22 protein-coding genes are annotated in these 22,038 nt (G+C 54.4%); 20 read left to right on the top strand and 2 right to left on the bottom strand.

Features of this window, described 5'->3' with window-relative positions; genetic code table 11:
• The first annotated feature begins 3 nt into the window (after nt 1-3).
• Genes KNP76_RS03540 through mnhG form a run of 3 tightly spaced genes read left to right on the top strand, consistent with a single transcriptional unit; the run spans nt 4 to nt 1,122 of the window.
• Nucleotides 4-489 carry a Na+/H+ antiporter subunit E gene (locus KNP76_RS03540; RefSeq protein WP_034809784.1) on the top strand — a complete coding sequence of 162 codons (486 nt, stop codon included), beginning with the start codon at nt 4-6 and terminating at the stop codon, nt 487-489.
• Nucleotides 486-785 (top strand): Na(+)/H(+) antiporter subunit F1, encoded by a 300-nt coding sequence (locus KNP76_RS03535; RefSeq protein WP_081825915.1) that lies wholly within the window; start codon nt 486-488, stop codon nt 783-785. The genes KNP76_RS03540 and KNP76_RS03535 overlap by 4 nt, the downstream gene beginning before the upstream one ends.
• Complete coding sequence (mnhG, locus tag KNP76_RS03530; RefSeq protein WP_034816371.1) at nt 763-1,122, top strand: monovalent cation/H(+) antiporter subunit G; 360 nt, start codon at nt 763-765, stop codon at nt 1,120-1,122. Before KNP76_RS03535 ends, mnhG begins: the two co-directional genes overlap by 23 nt.
• A 262-nt stretch (nt 1,123-1,384) precedes the next feature.
• Here mnhG and KNP76_RS03525 read toward each other — a convergent pair whose 3' ends face one another.
• A complete protein-coding gene (locus tag KNP76_RS03525) occupies nt 1,385-2,698 on the bottom strand; it encodes a dihydrolipoyl dehydrogenase family protein (protein ID WP_214842705.1) in 1,314 nt (437 codons plus the stop codon).
• Nucleotides 2,699-2,770: 72 nt separating this feature from the next.
• Between KNP76_RS03525 and uvrC the strand changes: the two genes are divergently transcribed.
• Nucleotides 2,771-4,555 carry an excinuclease ABC subunit UvrC gene (gene uvrC / locus KNP76_RS03520; protein ID WP_211779784.1) on the top strand — a complete coding sequence of 595 codons (1,785 nt, stop codon included), beginning with the start codon at nt 2,771-2,773 and terminating at the stop codon, nt 4,553-4,555.
• Between the two features lie 36 nt (nt 4,556-4,591).
• Here uvrC and KNP76_RS03515 read toward each other — a convergent pair whose 3' ends face one another.
• Complete coding sequence (locus KNP76_RS03515) at nt 4,592-4,984, bottom strand: YslB family protein (protein ID WP_251137317.1); 393 nt, start codon at nt 4,982-4,984, stop codon at nt 4,592-4,594.
• Between the two features lie 223 nt (nt 4,985-5,207).
• On the opposite strand from KNP76_RS03515, the gene KNP76_RS03510 reads away from it, so the two are divergent.
• From KNP76_RS03510 to hemA, 16 genes are all read left to right on the top strand, one after another.
• Entirely contained in the window at nt 5,208-5,825 is a 618-nt protein-coding gene (locus KNP76_RS03510) for a succinate dehydrogenase cytochrome b558 subunit (RefSeq protein ID WP_034816360.1), read from the top strand.
• A 15-nt stretch (nt 5,826-5,840) separates the two neighbouring features.
• The gene (sdhA, locus tag KNP76_RS03505; protein WP_034816358.1) at nt 5,841-7,598 is read left to right on the top strand and encodes a succinate dehydrogenase flavoprotein subunit; all 1,758 of its coding nucleotides are present in this window, start codon (nt 5,841-5,843) and stop codon (nt 7,596-7,598) included.
• Between the two features lie 8 nt (nt 7,599-7,606).
• Nucleotides 7,607-8,395: a succinate dehydrogenase iron-sulfur subunit gene (gene sdhB / locus KNP76_RS03500; RefSeq protein ID WP_200871127.1), complete on the top strand. Its 789-nt coding sequence runs from the start codon at nt 7,607-7,609 to the stop codon at nt 8,393-8,395.
• A gap of 9 nt (nt 8,396-8,404) precedes the next feature.
• Nucleotides 8,405-8,827: an acyl-CoA thioesterase gene (locus tag KNP76_RS03495; RefSeq protein ID WP_211779782.1), complete on the top strand. Its 423-nt coding sequence runs from the start codon at nt 8,405-8,407 to the stop codon at nt 8,825-8,827.
• 89 nt (nt 8,828-8,916) lie between these two features.
• The gene (locus KNP76_RS03490; protein ID WP_021066838.1) at nt 8,917-9,180 is read left to right on the top strand and encodes a phosphocarrier protein HPr; all 264 of its coding nucleotides are present in this window, start codon (nt 8,917-8,919) and stop codon (nt 9,178-9,180) included.
• Between the two features lie 116 nt (nt 9,181-9,296).
• On the top strand, nt 9,297-10,100 hold the full coding sequence (gene racE / locus KNP76_RS03485; RefSeq protein WP_034809774.1) for a glutamate racemase: 804 nt from the start codon (nt 9,297-9,299) through the stop codon (nt 10,098-10,100).
• Nucleotides 10,093-10,842 carry a ribonuclease PH gene (gene rph, locus KNP76_RS03480; RefSeq protein WP_034816355.1) on the top strand — a complete coding sequence of 250 codons (750 nt, stop codon included), beginning with the start codon at nt 10,093-10,095 and terminating at the stop codon, nt 10,840-10,842. Before racE ends, rph begins: the two co-directional genes overlap by 8 nt.
• Nucleotides 10,839-11,429 (top strand): XTP/dITP diphosphatase, encoded by a 591-nt coding sequence (locus KNP76_RS03475; protein ID WP_214842701.1) that lies wholly within the window; start codon nt 10,839-10,841, stop codon nt 11,427-11,429. Before rph ends, KNP76_RS03475 begins: the two co-directional genes overlap by 4 nt.
• 5 nt (nt 11,430-11,434) lie before the next feature.
• Nucleotides 11,435-11,947: a metallophosphoesterase family protein gene (locus KNP76_RS03470; protein WP_214842699.1), complete on the top strand. Its 513-nt coding sequence runs from the start codon at nt 11,435-11,437 to the stop codon at nt 11,945-11,947.
• Nucleotides 11,948-12,490: 543 nt separating this feature from the next.
• The gene (locus KNP76_RS03465; protein ID WP_214842692.1) at nt 12,491-13,393 is read left to right on the top strand and encodes a hypothetical protein; all 903 of its coding nucleotides are present in this window, start codon (nt 12,491-12,493) and stop codon (nt 13,391-13,393) included.
• 88 nt (nt 13,394-13,481) lie between these two features.
• Nucleotides 13,482-14,774, top strand: a complete 1,293-nt coding sequence (gene tig / locus KNP76_RS03460) for a trigger factor (protein ID WP_034809766.1) — start codon at nt 13,482-13,484, stop codon at nt 14,772-14,774.
• Nucleotides 14,775-14,982: 208 nt separating this feature from the next.
• Nucleotides 14,983-16,251, top strand: coding sequence for an ATP-dependent protease ATP-binding subunit ClpX (gene clpX / locus KNP76_RS03455; RefSeq protein WP_034809764.1), 1,269 nt, complete (start codon nt 14,983-14,985; stop codon nt 16,249-16,251).
• 70 nt (nt 16,252-16,321) lie between these two features.
• A complete protein-coding gene (lon, locus tag KNP76_RS03450) occupies nt 16,322-18,622 on the top strand; it encodes an endopeptidase La (RefSeq protein ID WP_214842690.1) in 2,301 nt (766 codons plus the stop codon).
• A complete protein-coding gene (gene yihA / locus KNP76_RS03445; protein WP_034809760.1) occupies nt 18,622-19,218 on the top strand; it encodes a ribosome biogenesis GTP-binding protein YihA/YsxC in 597 nt (198 codons plus the stop codon). Before lon ends, yihA begins: the two co-directional genes overlap by 1 nt.
• Nucleotides 19,219-19,334: 116 nt before the next feature.
• Complete coding sequence (locus KNP76_RS03440) at nt 19,335-20,504, top strand: AI-2E family transporter (RefSeq protein WP_251137316.1); 1,170 nt, start codon at nt 19,335-19,337, stop codon at nt 20,502-20,504.
• A gap of 184 nt (nt 20,505-20,688) precedes the next feature.
• The gene (gene hemA, locus KNP76_RS03435) at nt 20,689-22,032 is read left to right on the top strand and encodes a glutamyl-tRNA reductase (RefSeq protein WP_214842688.1); all 1,344 of its coding nucleotides are present in this window, start codon (nt 20,689-20,691) and stop codon (nt 22,030-22,032) included.
• The last annotated feature ends 6 nt before the right edge of the window (nt 22,033-22,038 follow it).

Raw genomic sequence — 22,038 nt, 5'->3', positions numbered from 1 at the left:
AAGATGGCCTATCAAATATTGATTAACTTTTTCTTGGCGTTCATCTGGATGTTCCTCACGGGATCGTTCACGACGTATGGGTTCCTGATTGGATATATTCTCGGATTGCTCGTCATCTTCATGATGCGCCGCTTCTTCCGTGAAACAGGGACAAACTTTTATTTCATGCGAGTGATTAAGCTGTTTAAGCTACTCCTCATCTTCTCACGTGAGCTCGTCATGGCGAACTTCGAGGTGTTGCGCCTCGTCCTCAGTCCGAAGCTCGAGATTCAACCCGGGATTTTCCGGTACGAGACGTCGCTCAAATCGGGCTGGAAGATCAGCCTGTTGTCGATGCTCATCTCATTGACGCCAGGGACGCTCGTCGTCCAAGTGTCGCAAGATAGTAAGATCCTCTATATCCATGCGCTCCATATGCCGGATAAAGAGGCACTCAAACGAGACATTTACGAAAACTTTGAATCTAGCATTAAGGAGGCGACGGAATGATGCATTGGTTAGACATCTTAATCTACATCTCACTCGCCATCCTTGTCATCGCGATGTTGTTCATGCTGTATCGGGTCGTGAAAGGGCCGACGACGCCGGATCGCGTCATCGCCCTCGACTCGATCGGGATCGCGCTCATCTCGGTCGTCGCGTTATTGTCGATTTTGCTCGACACGACGATGTTCTTCGAGGTTATCCTCTTACTGAGTATCCTTGCTTTCATCGGGACGGTAGCATTTTCGAAATACCTAGAGAGAGGAGCCATCATCCATCATGACCGCGACAATGATCTTTGATATTTTGACCGGCGTCTTCACGGTCATCGGGGTGTTCTTCACGGTCGTCGCGGCGATCGGCCTTCTCCGTCTGCCTGACATCTACTCGCGTACACACGCGGCGTCGAAGTCGGCGACGCTCGGTGTCATGTTCGTCTTGTTCGCGGCCGTGCTCCACGTCTGGGTCGACCAACGCGTCTTCGATGCACGGCTCTTGCTCGGGTTGTTCTTCGTCTTGTTGACGGCTCCCGTCGGCGGACATTTGATTGCCCGGGCGGCGCATACGAAAGGCGTGCCGCTCTGGAAGGACTCACTCCAAGACGCATTGAAGGAAGACAAGGACAAAGGATTGGAATAACGAAAAGACTCGCCGCGGCGAGTCTTTTGCTTGTTGGCGAACATCGATCGAAGCGCTCGTCCTTCCGGCGCCCATGCTTTCCGCAGGCAATCCCGGAGCCGCATCGCGACTAACGTCACTGCTGGGTCTCCGTTGGATTGCTCTCCTGCAGGGGACAGGACGCTTTGATGTGTTTACAAAAAAAGACGAATCAGGTCGCGATGTGCGAATGGATTCGTCAACCGATTTAAGACTCGCCGCGGCGAGTCTTTTTTACGTGGTCTCATAGTAAGAAGCTCAAGTCGGACGCTGACGTCGGATAGGCGAACTGCAAGTGTTTGACGTGTTGATGGGTCATGTTGTTCTGTATAATGAAAGAGAACAGGTTAATCAGTTCCGGCGCGTGCTGGCCAATTAAGTGGGCGCCGAGTACATGGCCGTCACGGCTGAGCAGGACGCGCGAGAACGCCGTCTCGTCATGGATGCGTTCATACGTCAAAAAGTGGGACAAGTCGATGTCTTTGAATTCGAAATCGATTCCGTTCGCTTTCGCCTCCTCGACCGTCAGACCGACCTTGGCGATCGGCGGCGATGTGAACACGACCGTCGGCGCCGGCCGCTCCGGAAACGGGCGGGTGTTTCCTCGCAAGAGGTTCAAGGCGGCGATCCGTCCTTCTTGCCCGGCGAACGGTGTGAGCGGCGGGTTGTCGCTCGCGCTGACGTCCCCGGCGGCGTAGATGTTCGGGTTCGATGTCTGCAAATAGGCGTTGACGCGAATCCCGTCGTGGTCGGCTCTGACGCCGGCCGCCTCGAGATGGAGCCGCTCGATGCTCGGGATGCGGCCCGACGCGTTAAGGACGAGCCCGTGAAGGGTAGAGTCATCAGACAACGTCAATACGTCCCCGTCGAGCGCGCTCGGATCGACACCATAACGGACGTCAATCCCGATGCGCTCGGTCTCATCGATGAGCCGCTTCACGACGTTCCGGTCGAACGCCTTTAAGGCGCGTGAGCGGACGAGTAGCGTGACGTCGCAACCGAACCGCCGCAGAATATGGGCGAACTCGAACGCGATATAACCGGCCCCGACGATACTCACGTGCGCAGGCAACGACGCGAGGTCGAAAACATCGTCGCTCGTGATGGCGTGCTCCCCGCCCGGGATGTCGAGCGGGCGGGGAATGAGACCGGTCGCGATGATAAAATGATGAGCCGAAATCTCATGTCCGTTGATGACAATTGAGTCCTCATCGATGAAGTGGGGTTCGCCTTCGAATAAATCGATGCCGTGCTCTCTCCAGTTGTGCGTCTTCGTCGTCGGGACCGCGAAACGATATTCATCGACGCGACGCTTGAACGTCGCCCAGTCGAGTGTGATCTCACCGTTGACGCCGAGCGTCTTCATCTGGTCGACCCGGGCTACGAGTTCCGCGCCTTCCGCGAGCATCTTTTTCGGGTCGCAGCCGCGTTGCGGGCACGTCCCGCCGAACGTCCAATTCTCGACGATGGCAATCTCTTTACCGGCGTCACGTAAAATATTTGCCGCTTGGCTCGCGGCCGAGCCGCTCCCAATAATGATGACGTCATACCGTTTCATAACCATTCCCTCCCTCGAAGACTTCACCATATTTTTCCCGTCCTCGAGGAAGCTAAACTGAGGTGACCGAACTTGAGTCAAACTGACCACATTAAACATAAATTGGCGCTCCTCCCGGACGACCCCGGCTGTTACTTGCATAAGAACGAGTACGGCGAGGTCATCTACGTCGGGAAAGCGAAGAACTTGAAGAACCGGGTCCGTTCCTACTTCACGGGGGCGCACGACATCAAGACGATGCGTCTCGTCGCTGAGATTCGCGACTTTGAATACATCGTCACGGCAAGCGAACTCGAGGCGCTCCTGCTCGAGATGACGCTCATCAAAAAGCACGACCCGAAATACAACATCCGGTTGAAAGACGATAAGACATACCCGTACATCAAAATCACGAACGAGCCGTACCCGCGCCTACTGACGACACGGAAGTTGAAGAAGGACGGCGGCTATTATTTCGGCCCGTATCCGAACGCCTATGCCGCGAACGAGACGAAGCGTCTTCTCGACAAGCTGTACCCGCTCCGGAAGTGTCAGCCGATGCCGCGCAAACTTTGCCTGTATTACCATATCGGACAATGCCTCGGGCCGTGTGAGCTCGCCGTCGATACGGACGACCAGAAAGCGATCGTCCAAGAGATTCGCCGGTTCTTGAACGGGGAGACGGCCGAGACGCTCGCCAAGCTCGAGGTCGATATGGGCAAGGCCGCCGAGGAGATGCAGTTCGAGCGTGCCGCCGAGCTCCGTGACCAAATCCGGGCCGTCGAATCGATTATGAACAAACAGAATATGATTACGGCCGACCCGACCGCGCGCGACGTGTTCGGCTACACGCTCGACCGGGGCTGGATGTGTGTCCAAGTGTTCTATATGCGTGGCGGCAAGATGATTGAGCGTGACGTCTCCCTCTTCCCGCTCCACGGGGAACCGTCCGAAGAGCTCGAGAGTTTCATCGTCCAGTTCTACGAACAGAACGTCGTGCCAAAAGAAGTGCTCGTCCCTGAAATCGTCCGCGTCGACTTGTTGGTTGATGCGATCGGCACGAAAGTGATGCAGCCGAAACGGGGAGCGAAACGGCAACTGCTCGCCTTGGCGACGAAGAACGCGGAAATCGCGTTGAACGAGAAGTTCGAGTTGCTCGCCCGCGACGAAGAGCGGACGCTCCTGGCGATGCGCGAGCTCGGTGAGGCGATTGGCATCCCGAACTTGTCGCGCGTCGACATCATCGACAACGCCAACATCCAAGGAAGCGACGCCGTCTCGGCGCTCGTCGTCTTCGAGGACGGCAAGCCGCTCAAGAAAGAGTACCGGAAGTACAAGATTCGCACCGTCCAAGGGCCGGATGACTACGAGACGATGCGCGAAGTCGTCCGCCGTCGGTTCCGTCGGCTGTTGACCGAGGAGAAGCGCTTGCCGGACTTGCTGTTGATTGATGGGGGCATCGGACAGTTGAACGCCGCCCTCGATGTGCTCCAGAACGAGTTCGGACTCGACTTACCGGTCGGTTCGCTTAAAAAAGACGACCGACACCGGACGAGCCAACTCTTGTTCGGGGAGGGTGGCGGCATCGTCGAACTGAACTCGCGCTCGAGCGCGTTCTATCTGTTGCAGCGGATGCAAGACGAGGTCCACCGTTTCGCCATCACGTTCCACCGCAGCCTGCGGACGAAAAAGATGACGAAATCGGTGCTCGACGATATTCCGGGGGTCGGGCCTAAACGGCGCCAACAATTGATTCGACATTTCGGGTCGATGAAACAGATTCGCCTCGCCTCACTCGAACAGTTAAAAGAAGCGGGACTGCCGGAGAAGTTGGCAGAGAAAGTGCTCGAGCATGTGCATGAGGAGACCGATGAATAAGAAAGAGCCGATGCGGAAAATCGCATCGGCTCTTCGTCATTCGTACGAATCTTTTCGGTCTAATTGGACGGTGATGTGGACGGTTTGGCGTGCCGGCTCGGCGAAGCCTTCAGCGACACATTGGAGACGCCCGGCGATCTGTTCGGCTAAAAAGCCCGCCTCGAGCTGATAATAACCGGTCGCTTTTTGCTGTGTCGAAGGAGGCGGAACGAGTTCGAACGAGAACTTACTTCCTTTTTCTTTCACAAGCGTCAATTGCCCCCATCCGGCTTCCTCGAAAAATGCGACGAGCTCATCTTCTGGCATAACCGGGAACTTTCGGGCGACCCGTTTGCCGGCCCAATAGATGACTTGGCCGTAGTCTTCACCAAGCAAGTCTGTCAACACATAATCGCGCAACAATTCAATCGCGAAAGTGGGTTGGCTCATAGTTTCCATCTTCTTCCATCACTCCAATCTCTCTATACCATTATAACGACGAATTGGGATTTGGTCACCGGGATTTTTCGAAAAGAATGTGCCGGAAATCCGTCCGGTTGTCTTGTCATACAATTTTCACAAGAGTAGAATAGGAGTCAGAAAGCTATATTTAGATTTGAAAACGCTTTTATTTACAAAACGAGCCAAGTGCTCGGACAAAGGGGGAACTAGAATGGCAACGCGTCGTGACTATTTCAGTCGTAAAGTCCATTCGCTACTTGGGGTCATCCCAATCGGCTTGTTTTTGATCGTTCACTTGTCGGTCAACTACTATATCGTCGATGGGGTGGAGTCGTTCAACAAGGCAGCAAAATTCATGGAGAGCTTACCGTATTTATACTTCCTTGAAGTGACGATCATCGCCTTGCCGATGATTTTCCACGGTGTGTACGGCGTCTATTATGCGTTCCTCGGGTCGATCAACTCGAACCGATACTCATACGCCCGCAACTGGATGTATATTCTACAACGCTTCACAGGCGTCTTCCTCGTCATCTTCATCGCGTGGCACGTTTGGGAAACGCGCTTGGCGAAGATGCGCGGCGTCGAGGTCAACGCGGAGATGATGCAAAACATCGTCGACAACCCGCTCATGCTCATCTTCTACATAGTCGGGATTCTCTCGGCTACGTTCCACTTTGCGAACGGACTTTGGTCGTTTGCAATCACGTGGGGCATCACACAGTCACCGCGCTCGCAACGTTTCATGAGCTACGTGTCAGGTGCCGTGTTCTTGGCACTATCTTTTGTCGGACTTCGTTCAATCTTGACGTTCGCCGGCATCTTGTAATAGGGGGAATTTTACATGGCAAATCAAAGTTTGATCGTCATCGGTGGCGGTCTGGCTGGACTCATGGCGACGATCAAGTCGGCTGAGATGGGTGTTCCGGTTAAATTATTCTCGCTTGTACCGGTCAAGCGTTCACATTCGGTTTGTGCACAGGGCGGCATCAACGGGGCCGTCAACACGAAAGGGGAAGGGGATTCTCCTTGGCAACACTTCGATGACACGGTTTATGGGGGCGACTTCCTTGCCAACCAACCGCCTGTCCAAAAGATGGCAGAAGCGGCACCGAAAATCATCCACATGTTCGACCGGATGGGCGTCATGTTCAACCGGACGCCGGAAGGTCTTCTTGACTTCCGTCGCTTCGGCGGCACGCTCCACCACCGCACGGCGTATGCCGGTGCGACGACGGGGCAACAGCTCTTGTATGCACTAGACGAGCAGGTTCGTCGCTATGAGGCGCAAGGGCTCGTCGAGAAGTATGAAGGCTGGGAGTTCCTCCGGGCCATCATCGACGAGGCGGGCGTCTGCCGCGGTGCGGTCTGTCAAGATCTTCGTTCGATGGAGATTAAAGCGTTCCCGTCGGATGCGGTCATCCTCGCGACAGGCGGCCCGGGTGTTATCTTCGGCAAATCGACGAACTCGGTCATCAACACCGGGCAAGCGGCCGGGGCGGTGTATCGTCAAGGCGCGGTCTATGCGAACGGCGAGTTCATCCAAATCCACCCGACGGCGATTCCAGGGGACGACAAGCTTCGTCTCATGAGTGAGTCGGCGCGCGGTGAAGGTGGACGTGTCTGGACGTATAAAGACGGGAAGCCTTGGTACTTCCTTGAAGAGAAGTATCCGGCCTACGGAAACCTCGTGCCGCGTGACATCGCGACGCGTGAGATCTTTGACGTCTGCGTCAACCAGAAGCTCGGCGTCAACGGCGAGAACATGGTGTACCTCGACTTGTCGCACAAAGACTCGAAAGAGCTCGACATTAAGCTCGGCGGCATCCTCGAGATTTATGAGAAGTTCGTCGGCGACGACCCACGGAAAGTGCCGATGAAAATCTTCCCGGCCGTCCACTACTCGATGGGCGGACTCTGGGTCGATTACGACCAGATGACGAACATCCCTGGACTGTTCGCGGCAGGGGAATGCGACTACTCGATGCACGGTGCGAACCGTCTCGGCGCGAACTCGCTTCTTTCGGCCGTATACGGCGGGATGGAAGCCGGTCCGGCAGCGGTCAGCTACATGCGTGGCCTCGACCAAGCGACCGAGAGCGTACCGGAAGCCCTCTTCAACTTCAACGAGCGCGAAGAGATTGAACGCTTCAACAACATCCTCGCGATGGACGGTACGGAAAACGCGTATCAGATTCACCGTGAACTCGGTGAGCTCATGACGGACAACGTCACGGTCGTCCGCTATAACGACAAGCTCATCGCGACGGACCAAAAGATTCAAGAACTCCGTGCACGCTTCAATAACATCTCCGCGACCGATACGGCCCGCTGGAGCAACCAAGGTGCCTCGTTCATCCGACAGCTCGACCACATGCTCGATCTCGCGCGCGTCATCACACTCGGCGCTTTGAAGCGGGACGAGAGCCGTGGGGCCCATTACAAGCCGGACTTCCCGGAACGGAATGACGAGCAGTTCATGAAGACGACGATGGCACGCTATGACAATGGGGAAGTCGATATCTCGTATGAAGAGATCGACGTTTCGTTAATCCCGCCGCGTAAACGGGATTACTCGAAGAAAGGGGCGAAGACGAAATGACGACGCCAATGCAATCAGACCAAAAAGACATCCGCTTCATCATCGAACGCCAAGATGGACCGGATCAACCGACGTATACAGAAGAGTTCACGGTACCTTACCGACCGAACATGAACGTCATCTCGGCGCTCATGGAGATTCGCCGGAACCCGGTGAACGCCGAAGGCCAAAAGACGACGCCAATCAACTGGGACATGAACTGTCTTGAGGAAGTATGTGGCGCCTGCTCGATGATCATCAACGGGAAACCGCGCCAATCGTGTACGGCACTCGTCGATAAGCTCGAGCAACCGATCCGTTTATCACCGATGAAGACGTTCCCGGTCGTCCGTGACCTTCAAGTCGACCGTCAGCGCATGTTTGACGCGTTGAAAAAAGTGAAGGCATGGGTCCCAATCGATGGCACGTACGACCTCGGTCCAGGACCGCGGATGCCAGAGAACAAGCGTCAATGGGCGTATGAGTTGTCGAAATGTATGACGTGCGGTGTCTGCCTCGAGGCGTGCCCGAACGTCAACGATAAGACGAACTTCATCGGTCCGGCCGCCATCTCGCAAGTCCGCCTCTTCAACTCGCACCCGACCGGCGCCTTCCACGCGGAAGAACGTCTCGAGGCGCTCATGGAAGACGGCGGCATCATGCAGTGCGGGAACGCACAAAACTGTGTCGAAGTTTGCCCGAAAGGCATCCCGCTCACGACGTCAATCGCCGCGATGAACCGCCAGACGACGCTTCACTCGTTCAAATCGTTCTTCGGTAGCGACAAGGGCCGTACCGGCTCTGCGGTCGAGGCGTAAGGGGAGCGGATGACGAAATACTTCCGCGAAGCCGATTGGGAAACACGTGTCAGAGCAGGGGTCGCACTAGACGTCAAAGTCCGATTCTCGGAGTGCGACCCGTACGGTCACATGAATAACACGATTCCGTTCATCTATTTCGAAGATGCGCGAATCGAGTTGCTTGAGGCGACAGGTTTTTCATTGAAAGATGGGTTCGTCGTCGTGGCGGACGCGCAGTGCGATTACGTCCGCCAAGTAATGCCGCGCCAATCGATCAAGGTATATGCCAATGTCTTGACGGTCGGAAACACTTCATGTGATATTCATTACGGGGCATATGATGGAGAACAGCTCATGTTCGCGGGGCGCACGAGCCTCGTGCACTTGTCGAAATCCGGTCGTCCGGTCGAATGGACTCCAGAATATAAAAACCGCTTGCAGAATTTTTGAGAATCCGCTATCATTTGATAATGAGTTCACAAACAATTATTTTGCAGGTCCGCCTGTAGAATTGAAATTTGAAGGGAGACTATCACGTCATGGAAAAAACGTTCACAGTCGTTGCAGATTCAGGAATTCACGCTCGTCCAGCTACACAGTTGGTTAACACAGCTTCTAAGTTCCAATCAGATATCAACCTTGAGTACAACGGTAAAACGGTAAACCTTAAGTCGATCATGGGTGTACTTTCACTCGGAATCGCGAAAGATTCGACAATCAAAATCACTGCAGCTGGTGACGATGCAGAAGAAGCGGTTAACACGCTTTCTGACATGCTCACAAGCGAAGGTCTTGCTCAGTAATTCGGGCAACGGACGAGGCGGCCAATCGGCTACCTCGTCTTTTTTGTTTGTCACATGACCGTTTCTTTTGCCGGAACGGCTTTTTTGGTAAGATAGATGGGAATGGAAGTGATCACATGAAACGAGCGATTGGAGTACTCGATTCAGGTGTTGGCGGCTTGACCGTAGTCAAAGAATTGATGCGCCAACTACCGAAAGAAGAAATCATCTACATCGGCGACACGGAGCGGTGCCCGTACGGCCCGCGCCCGCACGACGAGATTGAAGCCTATACATGGGAACTGATTGAGTTCCTGCTCAGCAAGAACGTGAAGATGATCGTCATCGCCTGCAACACGGCGACGGCCGTCGTCTTGAAGGAAGCGCGTAAACGTCTCCATATCCCGGTCATCGGTGTCATCGACCCGGGTGCCCGGGCCGCCGTCAAAGGCACGCGCAATAAACATATCGGCGTCATCGGAACGAAGATGACGGTCGAAAGCAACTCGTACGAGACGGCCCTCCGTCACGTGGCGGGCGAGGTCGACGTCTATTCGCTCGCCTGTCCGCCGTTCGTCCCGCTCGTCGAAGCGGGCGAGCTCGAGGGGGAGCGCGTCCGAACGATCGTCGAAGAGACGCTTCGTCCGCTCCAGCCGTCCGAGATGGATACGCTCATCCTCGGTTGCACGCACTACCCGCTCCTCGCGCCCGTCATTCAAGACGTCGTCGGGCCGGACGTGCACCTCATCTCGTCTGGTGACGAGACGGCGCTCGAAGTGGCGGCCATCCTCGATTTCCAAGAACTCGAGAACGACCTCGATACGGTCCCGACGCATCAGTTTTATGCGACGGGGGACGTCGACATGTTCAACCGGCTCGCGACCGAATGGCTCGGTCTATCCGTCACGGCGGAGAAAGTAGAGGTGTCCCTCAATGCGTAGTGAACGAAAATATGATGAATTGCGTGACGTCGAAATCATCCCGCACGTCAATAAGCACGCCGAAGGCTCGGTCCTCATCTCAATCGGGGACACGAAAGTCATCTGTACGGCGACGGTCGAAGAGCGTGTCCCGAATTTCTTGCGCGGCAAGAGACAAGGGTGGATCAACGCCGAGTATGCGATGTTGCCTCGGGCGACGGGAGACCGGACCGTCCGGGAAGTCGTGCGCGGCAAACAGTCAGGGCGGACGATGGAAATCCAGCGGCTCATCGGCCGTAGCCTCCGTTCGGTCGTCGATTTGGAACGGCTCGGGGAACGCACGATTTGGATTGACTGCGACGTCATCCAAGCCGACGGCGGGACGCGGACCGCTTCCATCACGGGCGGATTTTGTGCGCTCGTCCTCGCGGTCGACGCGCTCATCCGCCAAGGGAAACTGACGGACACGCCGATCAAGGAAGGCGTCGCCGCCATCTCGGTCGGACGGACCGATGCGCTCGTGCTCGACTTGGACTATGAAGAGGATGCAGCGGCCGAGGTCGATATGAACGTCGTCATGACGGCGAGCGGACGCTTCGTCGAAGTGCAAGGCACCGGTGAAGAAGCGACGTTCACCCTACAAGAGATGAACGAGCTGCTTCAACTCGCACAAGGCGGGATTGAGCAGCTGTTCAAAACGGCAGAAGCCGCCCTCGGCGCCTCATGGTGGTACGTCGGAGAACAGATGGAGGAAACGACATGAAGTTGATTGTGGCAACACATAACCCAGGAAAAGTGAAAGAGTTGGAGGCGATGTTGATGCCGCTCGGGTTCGAGGTCGAGTCGCTCTTAGACTACCCCGACGCGCCGGAGACGGACGAGACCGGGACGACGTTCGAAGCGAACGCTGAACTGAAGGCGACGGAAGCGGCACGTTATTTCGGACAGGCGGTCCTCGCGGACGATTCAGGACTTGAAGTCGATGCGCTCGACGGGGCACCGGGGATTTACTCGGCCCGCTTCGCCGGACCGGAGAAATCCGATGCGGCCAACAACGCACTGTTGTTAGAGAAATTGAACGGGGCGACCGATCGTACGGCTCGCTTCGTCTGTGCCCTTTGCCTAGCGAAACCGTCGGGCGAGACGTTGACGGTACGCGGGACGCTCGAAGGGACGATCGGCTATGCACCGCATGGCGAGAACGGTTTCGGGTACGACCCGCTCTTCATCGTCCCGTCGCTCCATAAGACGGCGGCGGAACTCGAGCGGGACGAGAAGGCGGCGGTCAGTCACCGCGGACAAGCGTTACGGAAGTTGGAGGCAGAAATCATTTCGTTCATGGAAGGGTGAGCCGTATGCGTTTTCTAATCGTCAGTGATAGTCACGGATTGACAGAAGAACTATTGAGCATCTTCAACCGGCACGAACAAGAGATTGATGACGCGTTCCATTGTGGGGACTCGCAGCTCGCACTCGTCGATGAGCACTTGCTCCCGTATCGGACCGTACGCGGCAACTGCGATTTCGGTGGCGACCTTCCGCTCGAACGCGTCGAGGCGACGCCGGCCGGGACGATTCTCATCGTCCACGGTCATCACCATGACGTGAAGTATGACTTGAACCGATTGCGTTACCGGGCCGAGGAGGTCGGGGCGAACGTCGTCTTGTTCGGCCACTCCCACGTCGCCGGGGCGTTGATTGAGGACGGGATTGTATACATCAACCCGGGTTCGATTCGGATGCCGCGCGGTCGCAGTGAGAAGACGTATGCGCTCCTTGACCTTGAGAACGGAGCGGCCTCGGTCCGGTTCTATCAATCGGAAGACGGCTCGGCTGTACCGGACCTCGACGTGAGCGGAAAGCTGTGACGGAATGAAAAGAAGGAATTGACAGCAAACCATTTTTCTATTATAGTTTTCTTGTCAATGTCCCAATAGCTCAGCTGGATAGAGCAACGCCCTTCAAGACAAATAGGAGCCTTTATAGGGAAACAAGAACCTATGAAGTGGACGACACTATATCGGTGAAGCCTTAACAGATCATGCTGATGGTAATACCGAGGAAACTTGTACCTTTCCGAAGGTCGAGCTGGTTCGAAGGACTGTACATGTTGCAGAGGTAGAGCTAGTGAAGGAACGTTTTCGTTCGTGAGGTTCCGTAGAGACTACACGTGTCGCACCTGAAACGGTGAAGATATAGTCCAGACTACAAACAACACACGTTGGTGGCGAAAGCCATGGTGGTAAGCTAAGGCGTCGGTCGGGGGTTCGAATCCCTCTTGGGACACTTCCATTTAAAATAGAGATAGCCTCCACGGGGGCTGTCTCTTTTTTCGTTTTTCATGGGAATGATTTGACATTCCACTCGATCCTAAGGAAGATGGAGAAGAGTGGAAGAAAGGGTGTGGGGAGATGGATCAAAACCAGCAGTATCCGTTTCCGGGGAACTGGACACGACTTCAAAAGATGGTGAAAGAAGCCGACATGGCCGGGGAGCGGCAACGCATCGAACCGATTCTATGGGAATGGTATGAACAGTTAAGCGGTGACGTCTACTTGTTCATGGAAATCTTTCAATGTCTGATGGAACGTCCGGACGAGCCGGAGACGCTCGAACGACTCGAAGAGCTCGTCACGACGCAGATGGAGACGTCGGAACGGCCGGAGACGTGCGGCCTTCAAATCGCCCAATATTACATCATGCGCGATCAACCGTTCGAGGCGGCCCATTGGATTGAAAAATATTTGAGTGTCCAAGACGGCGACAACGTCAACACGCAGGCGTATCAAGTGCTTCAAGTGTTGAAACTGACGGAGTTCCCGGCGGCGATCGCGAAGTTGAAGCGGACGCTCCATCAAGGGAGCACGGCCGAGCAGATCGAGATGCTCGCACACGTTCATTTCAATATCGACGACGTGCTTGATAACGTGTTGAAGGCATACCTCCTCGCGGACCGGCCGAAAGTGATTAAAGTGATGGTGCTCGAGCGGGCGATCGCGGAACTTGAGACGATTGAATGGACCGACCGTGGGGAACGATACGTGTATGACCGTACCGAGGCGAGCACGTTCGCGCGCGAATGGGGCTTCACGTATGGTGATTTGCAAAAACGGTTTTATGGGGACGAGATCGCGACGCAGCTGTCGACGAACTATTGTTACGTCCATTACCCGTTCGTGCCCCATCTCGCCGATGAGCTTGAACCGGCCATCGTCGAGGCGAAACGGGCGATGTTGAACGCGATGGAAGCGAACGGTCTTGCCGGGGAAATACTTGAGGCGGACGCCTCGTTCACACGGTCACTCCTCGACTAAATCGTTGTGTGCTCGTGTCGGATTTATGCTATAATACGGATTGTTGTACATTCTTGTACGTATAAACGAATTGTTGGAGGGACTTAGCATGACAGCAAAATGGGAAAAAACATCAGGTAGCCAAGGCGTACTCACGTACGAAGCACCTGCAGAAGCTTTTGATAAAGCAGTCGACGCAGCATTCAAAGACGTCGTCAAATCATTGAACGTGCCTGGCTTCCGTAAAGGGAAATTGCCACGCCCAATGTTCAACAAAATGTATGGGGAAGAGGCACTCTACCAAGACGCACTCGACATCCTCTACCGTGACACGGTTCAATCTGCAGTCGAAGAAGCTGGTTTCGAACCAATCGCACTCGAAAATATCGATGTAGACGGCACGCTCGAAAAAGGCAAGCCTGTAACGTTCAAAGTAACGTTCGTTGTTGAGCCTGAAGCTGAGCTTGGCGAGTACAAAGGTCTCGAGTACGAAGCTGTTGAAACAACAGTCACTGACGAAGAAGTCACAGCAGAACTTGACGCGCTTCAACAGCAAGGCGCTGAGCTTGCTGTTAAAGAAGGCGCAATCGAAAACGGCGATACAGCTGTCTTTGATTTCGCAGGTTTCGCTGATGGCGAGCAGTTCGAAGGTGGCACAGCTGAGAACTACACGCTTGAAATCGGATCAGGCCAATTCATCCCTGGCTTCGAAGAGCAAATGGTCGGCATGACAGCTGGTGAAGAAAAAGACGTTGAAGTAACATTCCCTGAAGAGTACCACGCTGACAACTTGGCGGGTAAACCAGCGACATTCAAAGTCAAGCTTCACGAAGTGAAAGCGAAGCAAGTACCTGAGCTCGACGACGAGTTCGCAAAAGACATCGACGAGTCAGTATCTTCACTCGACGAGTTGAAAGCGAAAATCCGTGAGCGTTTAGAAGCTGGCAAGAAGCAAGAAGCAGACGGCACGATGCGCGACCAGCTCGTTGAACAAGCGACTGCAAACGCGACAATCGACGTACCTGCAGTTCTCGTCGAGCAAGAAGTAGACCGCATGGTTCAAGAGTTCGGTACGCGTGTATCTTCACAAGGCATCGACCTCAACATGTACTTCGAACTCACAGGAACTTCTGAAGACGCAATGCGCGAAGAAATGAAAGAGCAAGCAGAAGAGCGCGTAAAAGCTCGTCTCGTCTTGAAAGCCATCGCTGAGAAAGAAGCAATCGAAGTGTCTGACGAAGATGCTGAAAAAGAGCTCGAAGAAATGTCTAAGCTCTACAACATCGCACCAGACCAACTCCGCACGATGCTCGCGCCACAAGGCGGAATCGAGACACTTAAAGGTGACCTCAAGTTCCGTAAAGCGATTGACATCCTCGTTGAAAACGGGAAAGCGAAGTAATCGGATCGAAAGGACGGCTGCCGCGCAGTCGTCCTTTTTTCGTCACGACACTTTGCATGTGTTAATCTTTGATGAAGTGATTTGTTCATGCTACAATTATTGCAACGCAGAGATGTAAATGTCTTTTCACGGTGCAAGTCGCACCGGAAAATACAAATAGGCGATTTATCGCACTTACATCCATTTCCATTCAGAAGGGGTGTACCGAATGTTCAAATTTAACGAGGAAAAGGGGCAACTCAAGTGCTCGTTTTGCGGAAAATCGCAAGAACAAGTCCGTAAATTAGTCGCCGGTCCTGGCGTATACATTTGTGACGAATGTATCGAACTGTGCAATGAAATCGTCGAGGAAGAGCTCGGTGTGGAGGAAGAAGTCGAATTCAAAGACATCCCGAAACCACAAGAGATTCGCAACATCCTTGATGAGTATGTCATTGGTCAAGACCGCGCCAAACGTGCGCTTTCGGTAGCTGTCTACAACCACTATAAACGCATCAACGCCGGCGGCCGTTCGGACGATGTCGAACTTTCGAAGTCGAACATCGTGATGATCGGACCGACTGGTAGTGGTAAGACGCTTCTCGCTCAGACGATGGCACGCGTCTTGAACGTCCCGTTCGCAATCGCGGACGCGACGAGCTTGACAGAGGCAGGTTACGTCGGGGAAGACGTCGAGAATATCTTGCTCAAGTTGATTCAATCGGCCGACTACGACGTCGAAAAGGCTGAGAAGGGCATCATCTATATCGATGAAATCGATAAGATTGCCCGCAAGTCGGAAAACCCATCGATCACGCGTGACGTATCGGGTGAAGGCGTTCAGCAGGCACTTCTTAAAATCTTGGAAGGTACGGTCGCGAGTGTCCCGCCACAAGGTGGTCGCAAGCATCCGCATCAAGAGTTCATCCAAATCGATACGACGAACATCTTGTTCATCGTCGGCGGCGCGTTCGCCGGCATCGAAGCGGTCGTCAAACGCCGCATCGGGAAGAAAGTCATCGGTTTTGGGAACGACCAAGAGAACCGCGAGTTGACGCAAGAAGACTTGCTCGCCCGTGCGCTTCCGGAAGACCTTCAGAAGTTCGGGTTGATTCCTGAATTCATCGGTCGTTTACCGGTCATGGCGACGCTCACGACGCTTGACGAAGAAGCGCTCGTCGAGATTTTGACGAAGCCGAAGAACGCCCTCGTTCGTCAGTACGAGAAAATGCTCGAACTCGACGACGTCGAACTCACGTTCACAGACGAGGCGTTGATTGAAATTGCCAAACTTGCGATTAAACGTAAGACTGGCGCACGCGGTCTCCGCTCGATTATCGAAGAAATGATGCTCGATGTGATGTTCACCGTCCCATCGCGCGACGATATCGAGAAAGTCATCATCACGGATGAAACGATTACGGGTCTTGCCGGTCCGAAATACGTCCTCCGCGATGGCACTGTCGAACAGACGGGCGACAACAAAGAGACAGCATAACTTTTAACGTAAAAGGCTCAAACACTCGGCACATCCGAGTTTTGGGCCTTTTTGCACAGGAGGCGTTGTAATGGAACAATTACCAATCCTTCCTTTGCGTGGAGTCGTGGTCTATCCGCTGATCGGAGTGACGATCGATGTCGGTCGTCCGCTCTCCTTACGGGCACTCCTTGCCGCAAAGGAACACGAGACAGATTTGATTGTCGTGACCCAAAAAGAGACAGGCAAAGAATCACCTGAGCAGGAAGATTTATATGCGATCGGGACGCGCGTCCACATCGCCAAGATGAGCGAGTTGTCGAACGAGACGGTACGGGTCCGCCTCGTCGGGAAAGAACGCGTCAAAATCAATGCGATTGATGAGACGAAGGAAGGCTGGTTCGCCGACGTCGAGCCGCTCGAACTCGTCGAAGGCGAAGAAGTCGAACGGACGGCACTCGTCCGGTTGTTGAAAGAACAGTTCGGCAAACTCGTCGGGTCGATTAAAGGGTTGTCGCCGGACGAACGGCGCCGTTTCGAGATGTATGAGCGGCTCGAGTCGCTCACCGACTACATCGCTTCGAAGCTCGACATCGATGTCGACCTCCGCCAAGCGATGCTCGAAGAGCCGGACGCCGTGAAGCGCGGGCTCGAACTGCTCGAGATCATGACGCATGAAGTCGAGATCATTGAGCTCGAGCAAGAGTTGCGTGAACGGACGAAGAAGACGATCGAGCAGGCGCAAAAAGAGTACTATTTACGTGAGCAGATGAAGACGATTCAACAAGAACTCGGTGACCAGTCGCAAGACTCAGAACCGAACCGTCTCCGTGAGAAGCTCGAGGCGCTCGACTTGCCTGAGACGACACGGAAGAACGTCATGCGCGAAGCCGAGCGGTTGAACGTCGTACCGGCGACCTCGCCAGAGTATGCCGTCATTCGCAACTATCTCGACTGGGTCGTCTCGCTCCCGTGGGGCATGGAAACGGAAGACAAACTCGACGTCAAACACGCGGCCGACGTCTTAGACGACGACCATTACGGGCTCGAGTCGGTGAAAGACCGCATCCTCGAGTACTTGGCCGTCCGCCAATTGACGAACTCGCTCCGTGGCCCGATTCTCTGTTTATCTGGACCTCCCGGGGTCGGGAAGACGTCGCTCGCCCGCTCGATCGCTTCGGCGCTCGAACGGCATTTCGTCCGTGTCTCGCTCGGCGGGGTGCGGGATGAGGCCGAGATTCGCGGTCACCGCCGGACATATATCGGCGCGATGCCGGGTCGAATCATTCGTGGCTTGAAGCAAGCCGAAAGCAAGAACCCGGTGTTCTTGCTCGATGAGATTGACAAGATGGCGTCCGACTTCCGGGGTGACCCGGCGTCAGCGATGCTTGAAGTGCTCGACCCAGAACAGAACGTCTCGTTCTCGGACCACTATATCGAGGAGCCGTTCGACTTGTCGAACGTCCTCTTTATCGCGACGGCGAACGACGTGTCGCAAATCCCAGCACCACTCCTTGACCGGATGGAACTCATTCAAATCGGGGGCTACACCGAGCTCGAGAAAGTCGAGATTGCGAAGCGCCACTTGATTCCGAAACAATATAAAGAGCACGGGTTGAAAAAAAGCCAGCTGACGATTAAAGAGGACGCGCTCTATGAGGTCGTCCGTCGCTACACGCGTGAGGCCGGTGTCCGGAACCTAGAACGCGTCATCGGTTCGCTCTGCCGGAAAGCAGCGAAACAGATTGCCATCGGCGAGAAAAAACGCGTCACGATCTCGTTGAAGAAACTGAGTGACTATCTCGGGAAACCGAAGTATCGCTACGGGAAAGGTGAGACGGAAGACTCGATTGGAGCCGTCACGGGCCTCGCGTACACGGCGTTCGGGGGCGATACGCTCACGATTGAAGTGGCGCTCGCACCAGGCAAGGGCAAGCTCCAGTTGACGGGTAAACTCGGCGACGTCATGCAAGAATCGGCACAGACGGCGTATAGTTACGTCCGTGCCAACGCCGAGCGGTTCGGCATCGACCCAACGTTCTATGAGCGCCAAGACGTGCATATCCACGTCCCGGAAGGTGCCGTCCCGAAAGACGGTCCATCGGCCGGCATCACGATCGCGACCGCGCTCATCTCGGCACTGACCGGCAAGAAAGTCCGCCGTGACATCGGCATGACCGGAGAAATTACGCTCCGGGGCCGTGTGTTGCCAATTGGCGGATTGAAAGAAAAGGCGCTCGCCGCACATCGGGCCGGACTCACGACCATCGTGATTCCGCACGACAACGAGCGCGACATCGACGACATTCAAGACACGGTCCGTGAGAAACTGACGTTCGTGCCTGTGACGACGCTCGATCAAGTACTAGACGTAGCATTTGGAGGAAACTAATGAAAATCACTAAAGCAGAATTTATCACGAGCGCCGTCGCGCCTGACCATTACCCGGTACATGAATTGCCAGAAGTGGCGCTCGCCGGACGCTCGAACGTCGGGAAGTCGTCGTTCATCAACAAGATTTGTCAGCGTAAGGCGCTCGCGCGGACGTCATCAAAGCCTGGGAAGACGCAGACGCTCAACTTCTTCAACATCAACGACGAAATCATGTTCGTCGATGTCCCGGGCTATGGCTACGCGAAAGTGTCGAAGACCGAACGCGAGAAGTGGGGCGTCATGATGGAGCAATATTTGACGACGCAACAGGCACTCCGTGGTGTCGTGCTCTTAGTCGACATCCGTCATGAGCCGACCGGCGACGATGTGACGATGTACAACTTCTTGAAGCATTACGACATTCCGGTCATCGTCGTCGCGACGAAGCTCGATAAAATCAAGAAGAGCCAGCGTCAAAAACACGAGTCGGCCGTCAAGCGCAAGCTTCAGTTCGACCCGTCGGACCGGTTCGTCGCCTTCTCAGCGGAAACCGCCGAAGGAAAAGACGAGGCGTGGAAAGCGATTTACGACTTGTTGACACGCGAAGACGACTGAACGAGGCGAGGGGATTCCCTCGTCTTTTTTGTTTTCATGGTTACCGGAGCGGGTATTTATCGTATAATTGTCTACATATATTGTTAGGACAAGAGAATATTGAACGAGGTGGAAGGATGCATATTATGTTTGGGAACAAATGGTACCGCGCATTATTTTGGACGCTGACGATTTTCTTAGTCATCTGGGTCGGAACACAGATCTCATTCGTGTTTCAACCGGTAAAAGTGATTTTAGCGCTCGTCACGGTGCCGCTTATTATCGCAGGACTTTTCTTTTATTTTCTCGTCGGCATCGTCGACTATTTAGAGAAGCGCTCTGGGAAACGCGGCGTATCCGTCGCCATTACCTTGACGTCACTCCTGCTCATCATCACAATCGTCTTCAGCGTGCTCGGGCCGCTCCTCGTCGAGCAAGTGACGTCACTCGTGAACGCCTTGCCGAGCATCGCGAAAGAGTTGCAGGTGCAAATCTTCGCCGTTCGGGACTCGCTCATGGAAAACGAGTTCTTGTCACGATTCGTCAATGAGAACGATGACATGTTCACCGAGTTCACGAACAACATCACGGCGTACCTAGGGGACATCTTCGGCAACGTCGCCTCATCGGTCGGTCGTCTCGTCGGCTTCATCACGTCGGCCGTCATCACCATCGTCGTCATTCCGTTCATGCTCATCTATATGCTCCTTGACGGGAAGCGTCTTCCGGACTCGATCGTCAAATGGTTGCCGAAGAGCTATGAGACCGAGACGCGCAAAATCTTGAACGACATGCACACGACGGTGAAGAACTATGTGCACGCACAATTGCTCGTCGCGTTCTTCGTCGGCATCACGTCGCTCATCGGGCTTTGGATCGTGGGGGTCGATTACGCGATTCTGCTCGCCCTCTTCATGATGGTCACGAACATTATCCCGTACGTCGGTCCGTTCCTCGGTGCCGCGCCGGCCGTCGTCGTCGCTTTCATCCAAGAGCCGATTATGGCCGTCTGGGTCATCATCGTCATCATCGTCGTACAGCAGATCGAGTCGAACGTCATCTCGCCGCTCATCCAAGGGAAATCCCTCAAAGTGCACCCGCTCACGATCATCATCGTGTTGCTCGTCGCGGGGAATCTCGCCGGCATCATCGGGATGCTCATCGCCGTGCCGACGTATGCGGTGGCGAAAGTCGTCGTCCAAAACATCGTCCGCATCTATAAGTTGCGGGAGCATAAGCAATACTTGGAGGCCGAAGAAGAAAAATCGGAAAGTGCGATTATCACCGATCCTTCCGGGTTGAAATGACGAAAAAAGTAGAAATGGCTTCGTTGTCCGTTTCTACTTTTTTTCGTCACAAAAAGTTCTTATTTTATTTCAAGAAAATCAAACAGAAGATTATAGTTCCCAGATAAGAACTGTTATAATGTACGGTAGAGATTGAAATAGAAAAGACAACCGTCGGTGGATTTTGGATGAGGGGAAGAGATACATGCATATTGTCGTCGTTGGACTGAATAACAAGACAGCCCCTGTCGCGATTCGGGAGCAGTTCTCGTTTGGGGAGCAAGAAATCGTGGATGCGATGATTGCACTTCGCGAAGAGAAGAGCATTTTCGAGTCGGTTATTTTGTCTACGTGTAACCGGACGGAGCTATACGTCGTCACCGACCAGCTCCATACGGGACGTTATTACACGAAACGTTTTTTGGCCAACTGGTTCGACCTTGAGATGGACCAGTTCACGCCATACTTGTCGATTCGTGAAGGCGAAGAGGCGATTCGCCACTTGTTCCGCGTCACGTCTGGACTCGATTCGATGATTATTGGGGAAACACAGATTTTAGGGCAAGTGAAGTCGAGCTTCTTCCGTGCCCAAGAGAACGGCACGACGGGGACAGTGTTTAACAAACTGTTCAAAGAAGCTGTCACGCTCGCCAAACGGGCTCATACCGAGACGCAAATTGGGGAAATGTCGGTATCGGTAAGCTCGGCAGCGGTCGCGCTCGCGCAAGAGATGTATACGTCACTCGACGACAAGCAAGTCGTCGTCGTCGGTGCCGGCGAGACGGGCGAGTTGACGACGCTCAACTTATTCGAGGCTGGGGCGAAACAAATCGCCGTCTTCAACCGGACCGAGAGCAAGGCGAAAGCGGTCGCGGACAAGTTCAAAGGCCGGGCCCATTCGATTCGTGAGATTGCCTGCGGTCTGCTCGATGCGGACATTTTAATCAGCTCGACGGGCGCGAAGCAAGCCGTCATCGAATATGATGACGTGGCGGCAGCGCAACTGCTCCGCCGTGAACGTCCGCTCTTGTTGATTGACATTGCCGTACCGCGAGATATCGATCCAGCGGTACGTGCGCTTCCGGGTGTCCACTTGTTCGATGTCGACGACTTGAACGGCATCGTCAACAAGAACTTGGCGGCCCGCCTCGTCGAAGCCGAGAAGATTGAAGTGAAGATTGACGCTGCGATTCACGAGTTCCAGGCATGGCTCGTCACGCTCGGCGTCGTGCCGATCATGAACGAGTTGCGCGGCCGCGCGCTCACGATTCAAAAGGAGACGATGGAGAGCCTCGAGCGTAAGCTCGACCATTTATCGGATCGCGACAAAAAGGTCATTGGCAAGCATATGAAGTCAATCATTAACCAGATGCTTCGCGAACCGATTGACTATATTAAAGACGCAGCCGCTCAGCCGGATGCGAACACACGCATCAACCAGTTCGTCGAGACGTTCGGTCTCGATGTCGACATCCCTGACGCCGAACCGGAAACGGAAGAAGCCGAAGCGATGTCAGCTAAAGCACCACTACGCGCTTTGATGCGCTAATACAAA

The organism is Exiguobacterium sp. s150 (genome assembly GCF_018618435.1).
Classification (GTDB): domain Bacteria; phylum Bacillota; class Bacilli; order Exiguobacteriales; family Exiguobacteriaceae; genus Exiguobacterium; species Exiguobacterium alkaliphilum.
Note: the sequence above shows the minus strand (reverse complement) of the source record. Positions and strands in the feature narration are given on the sequence as shown.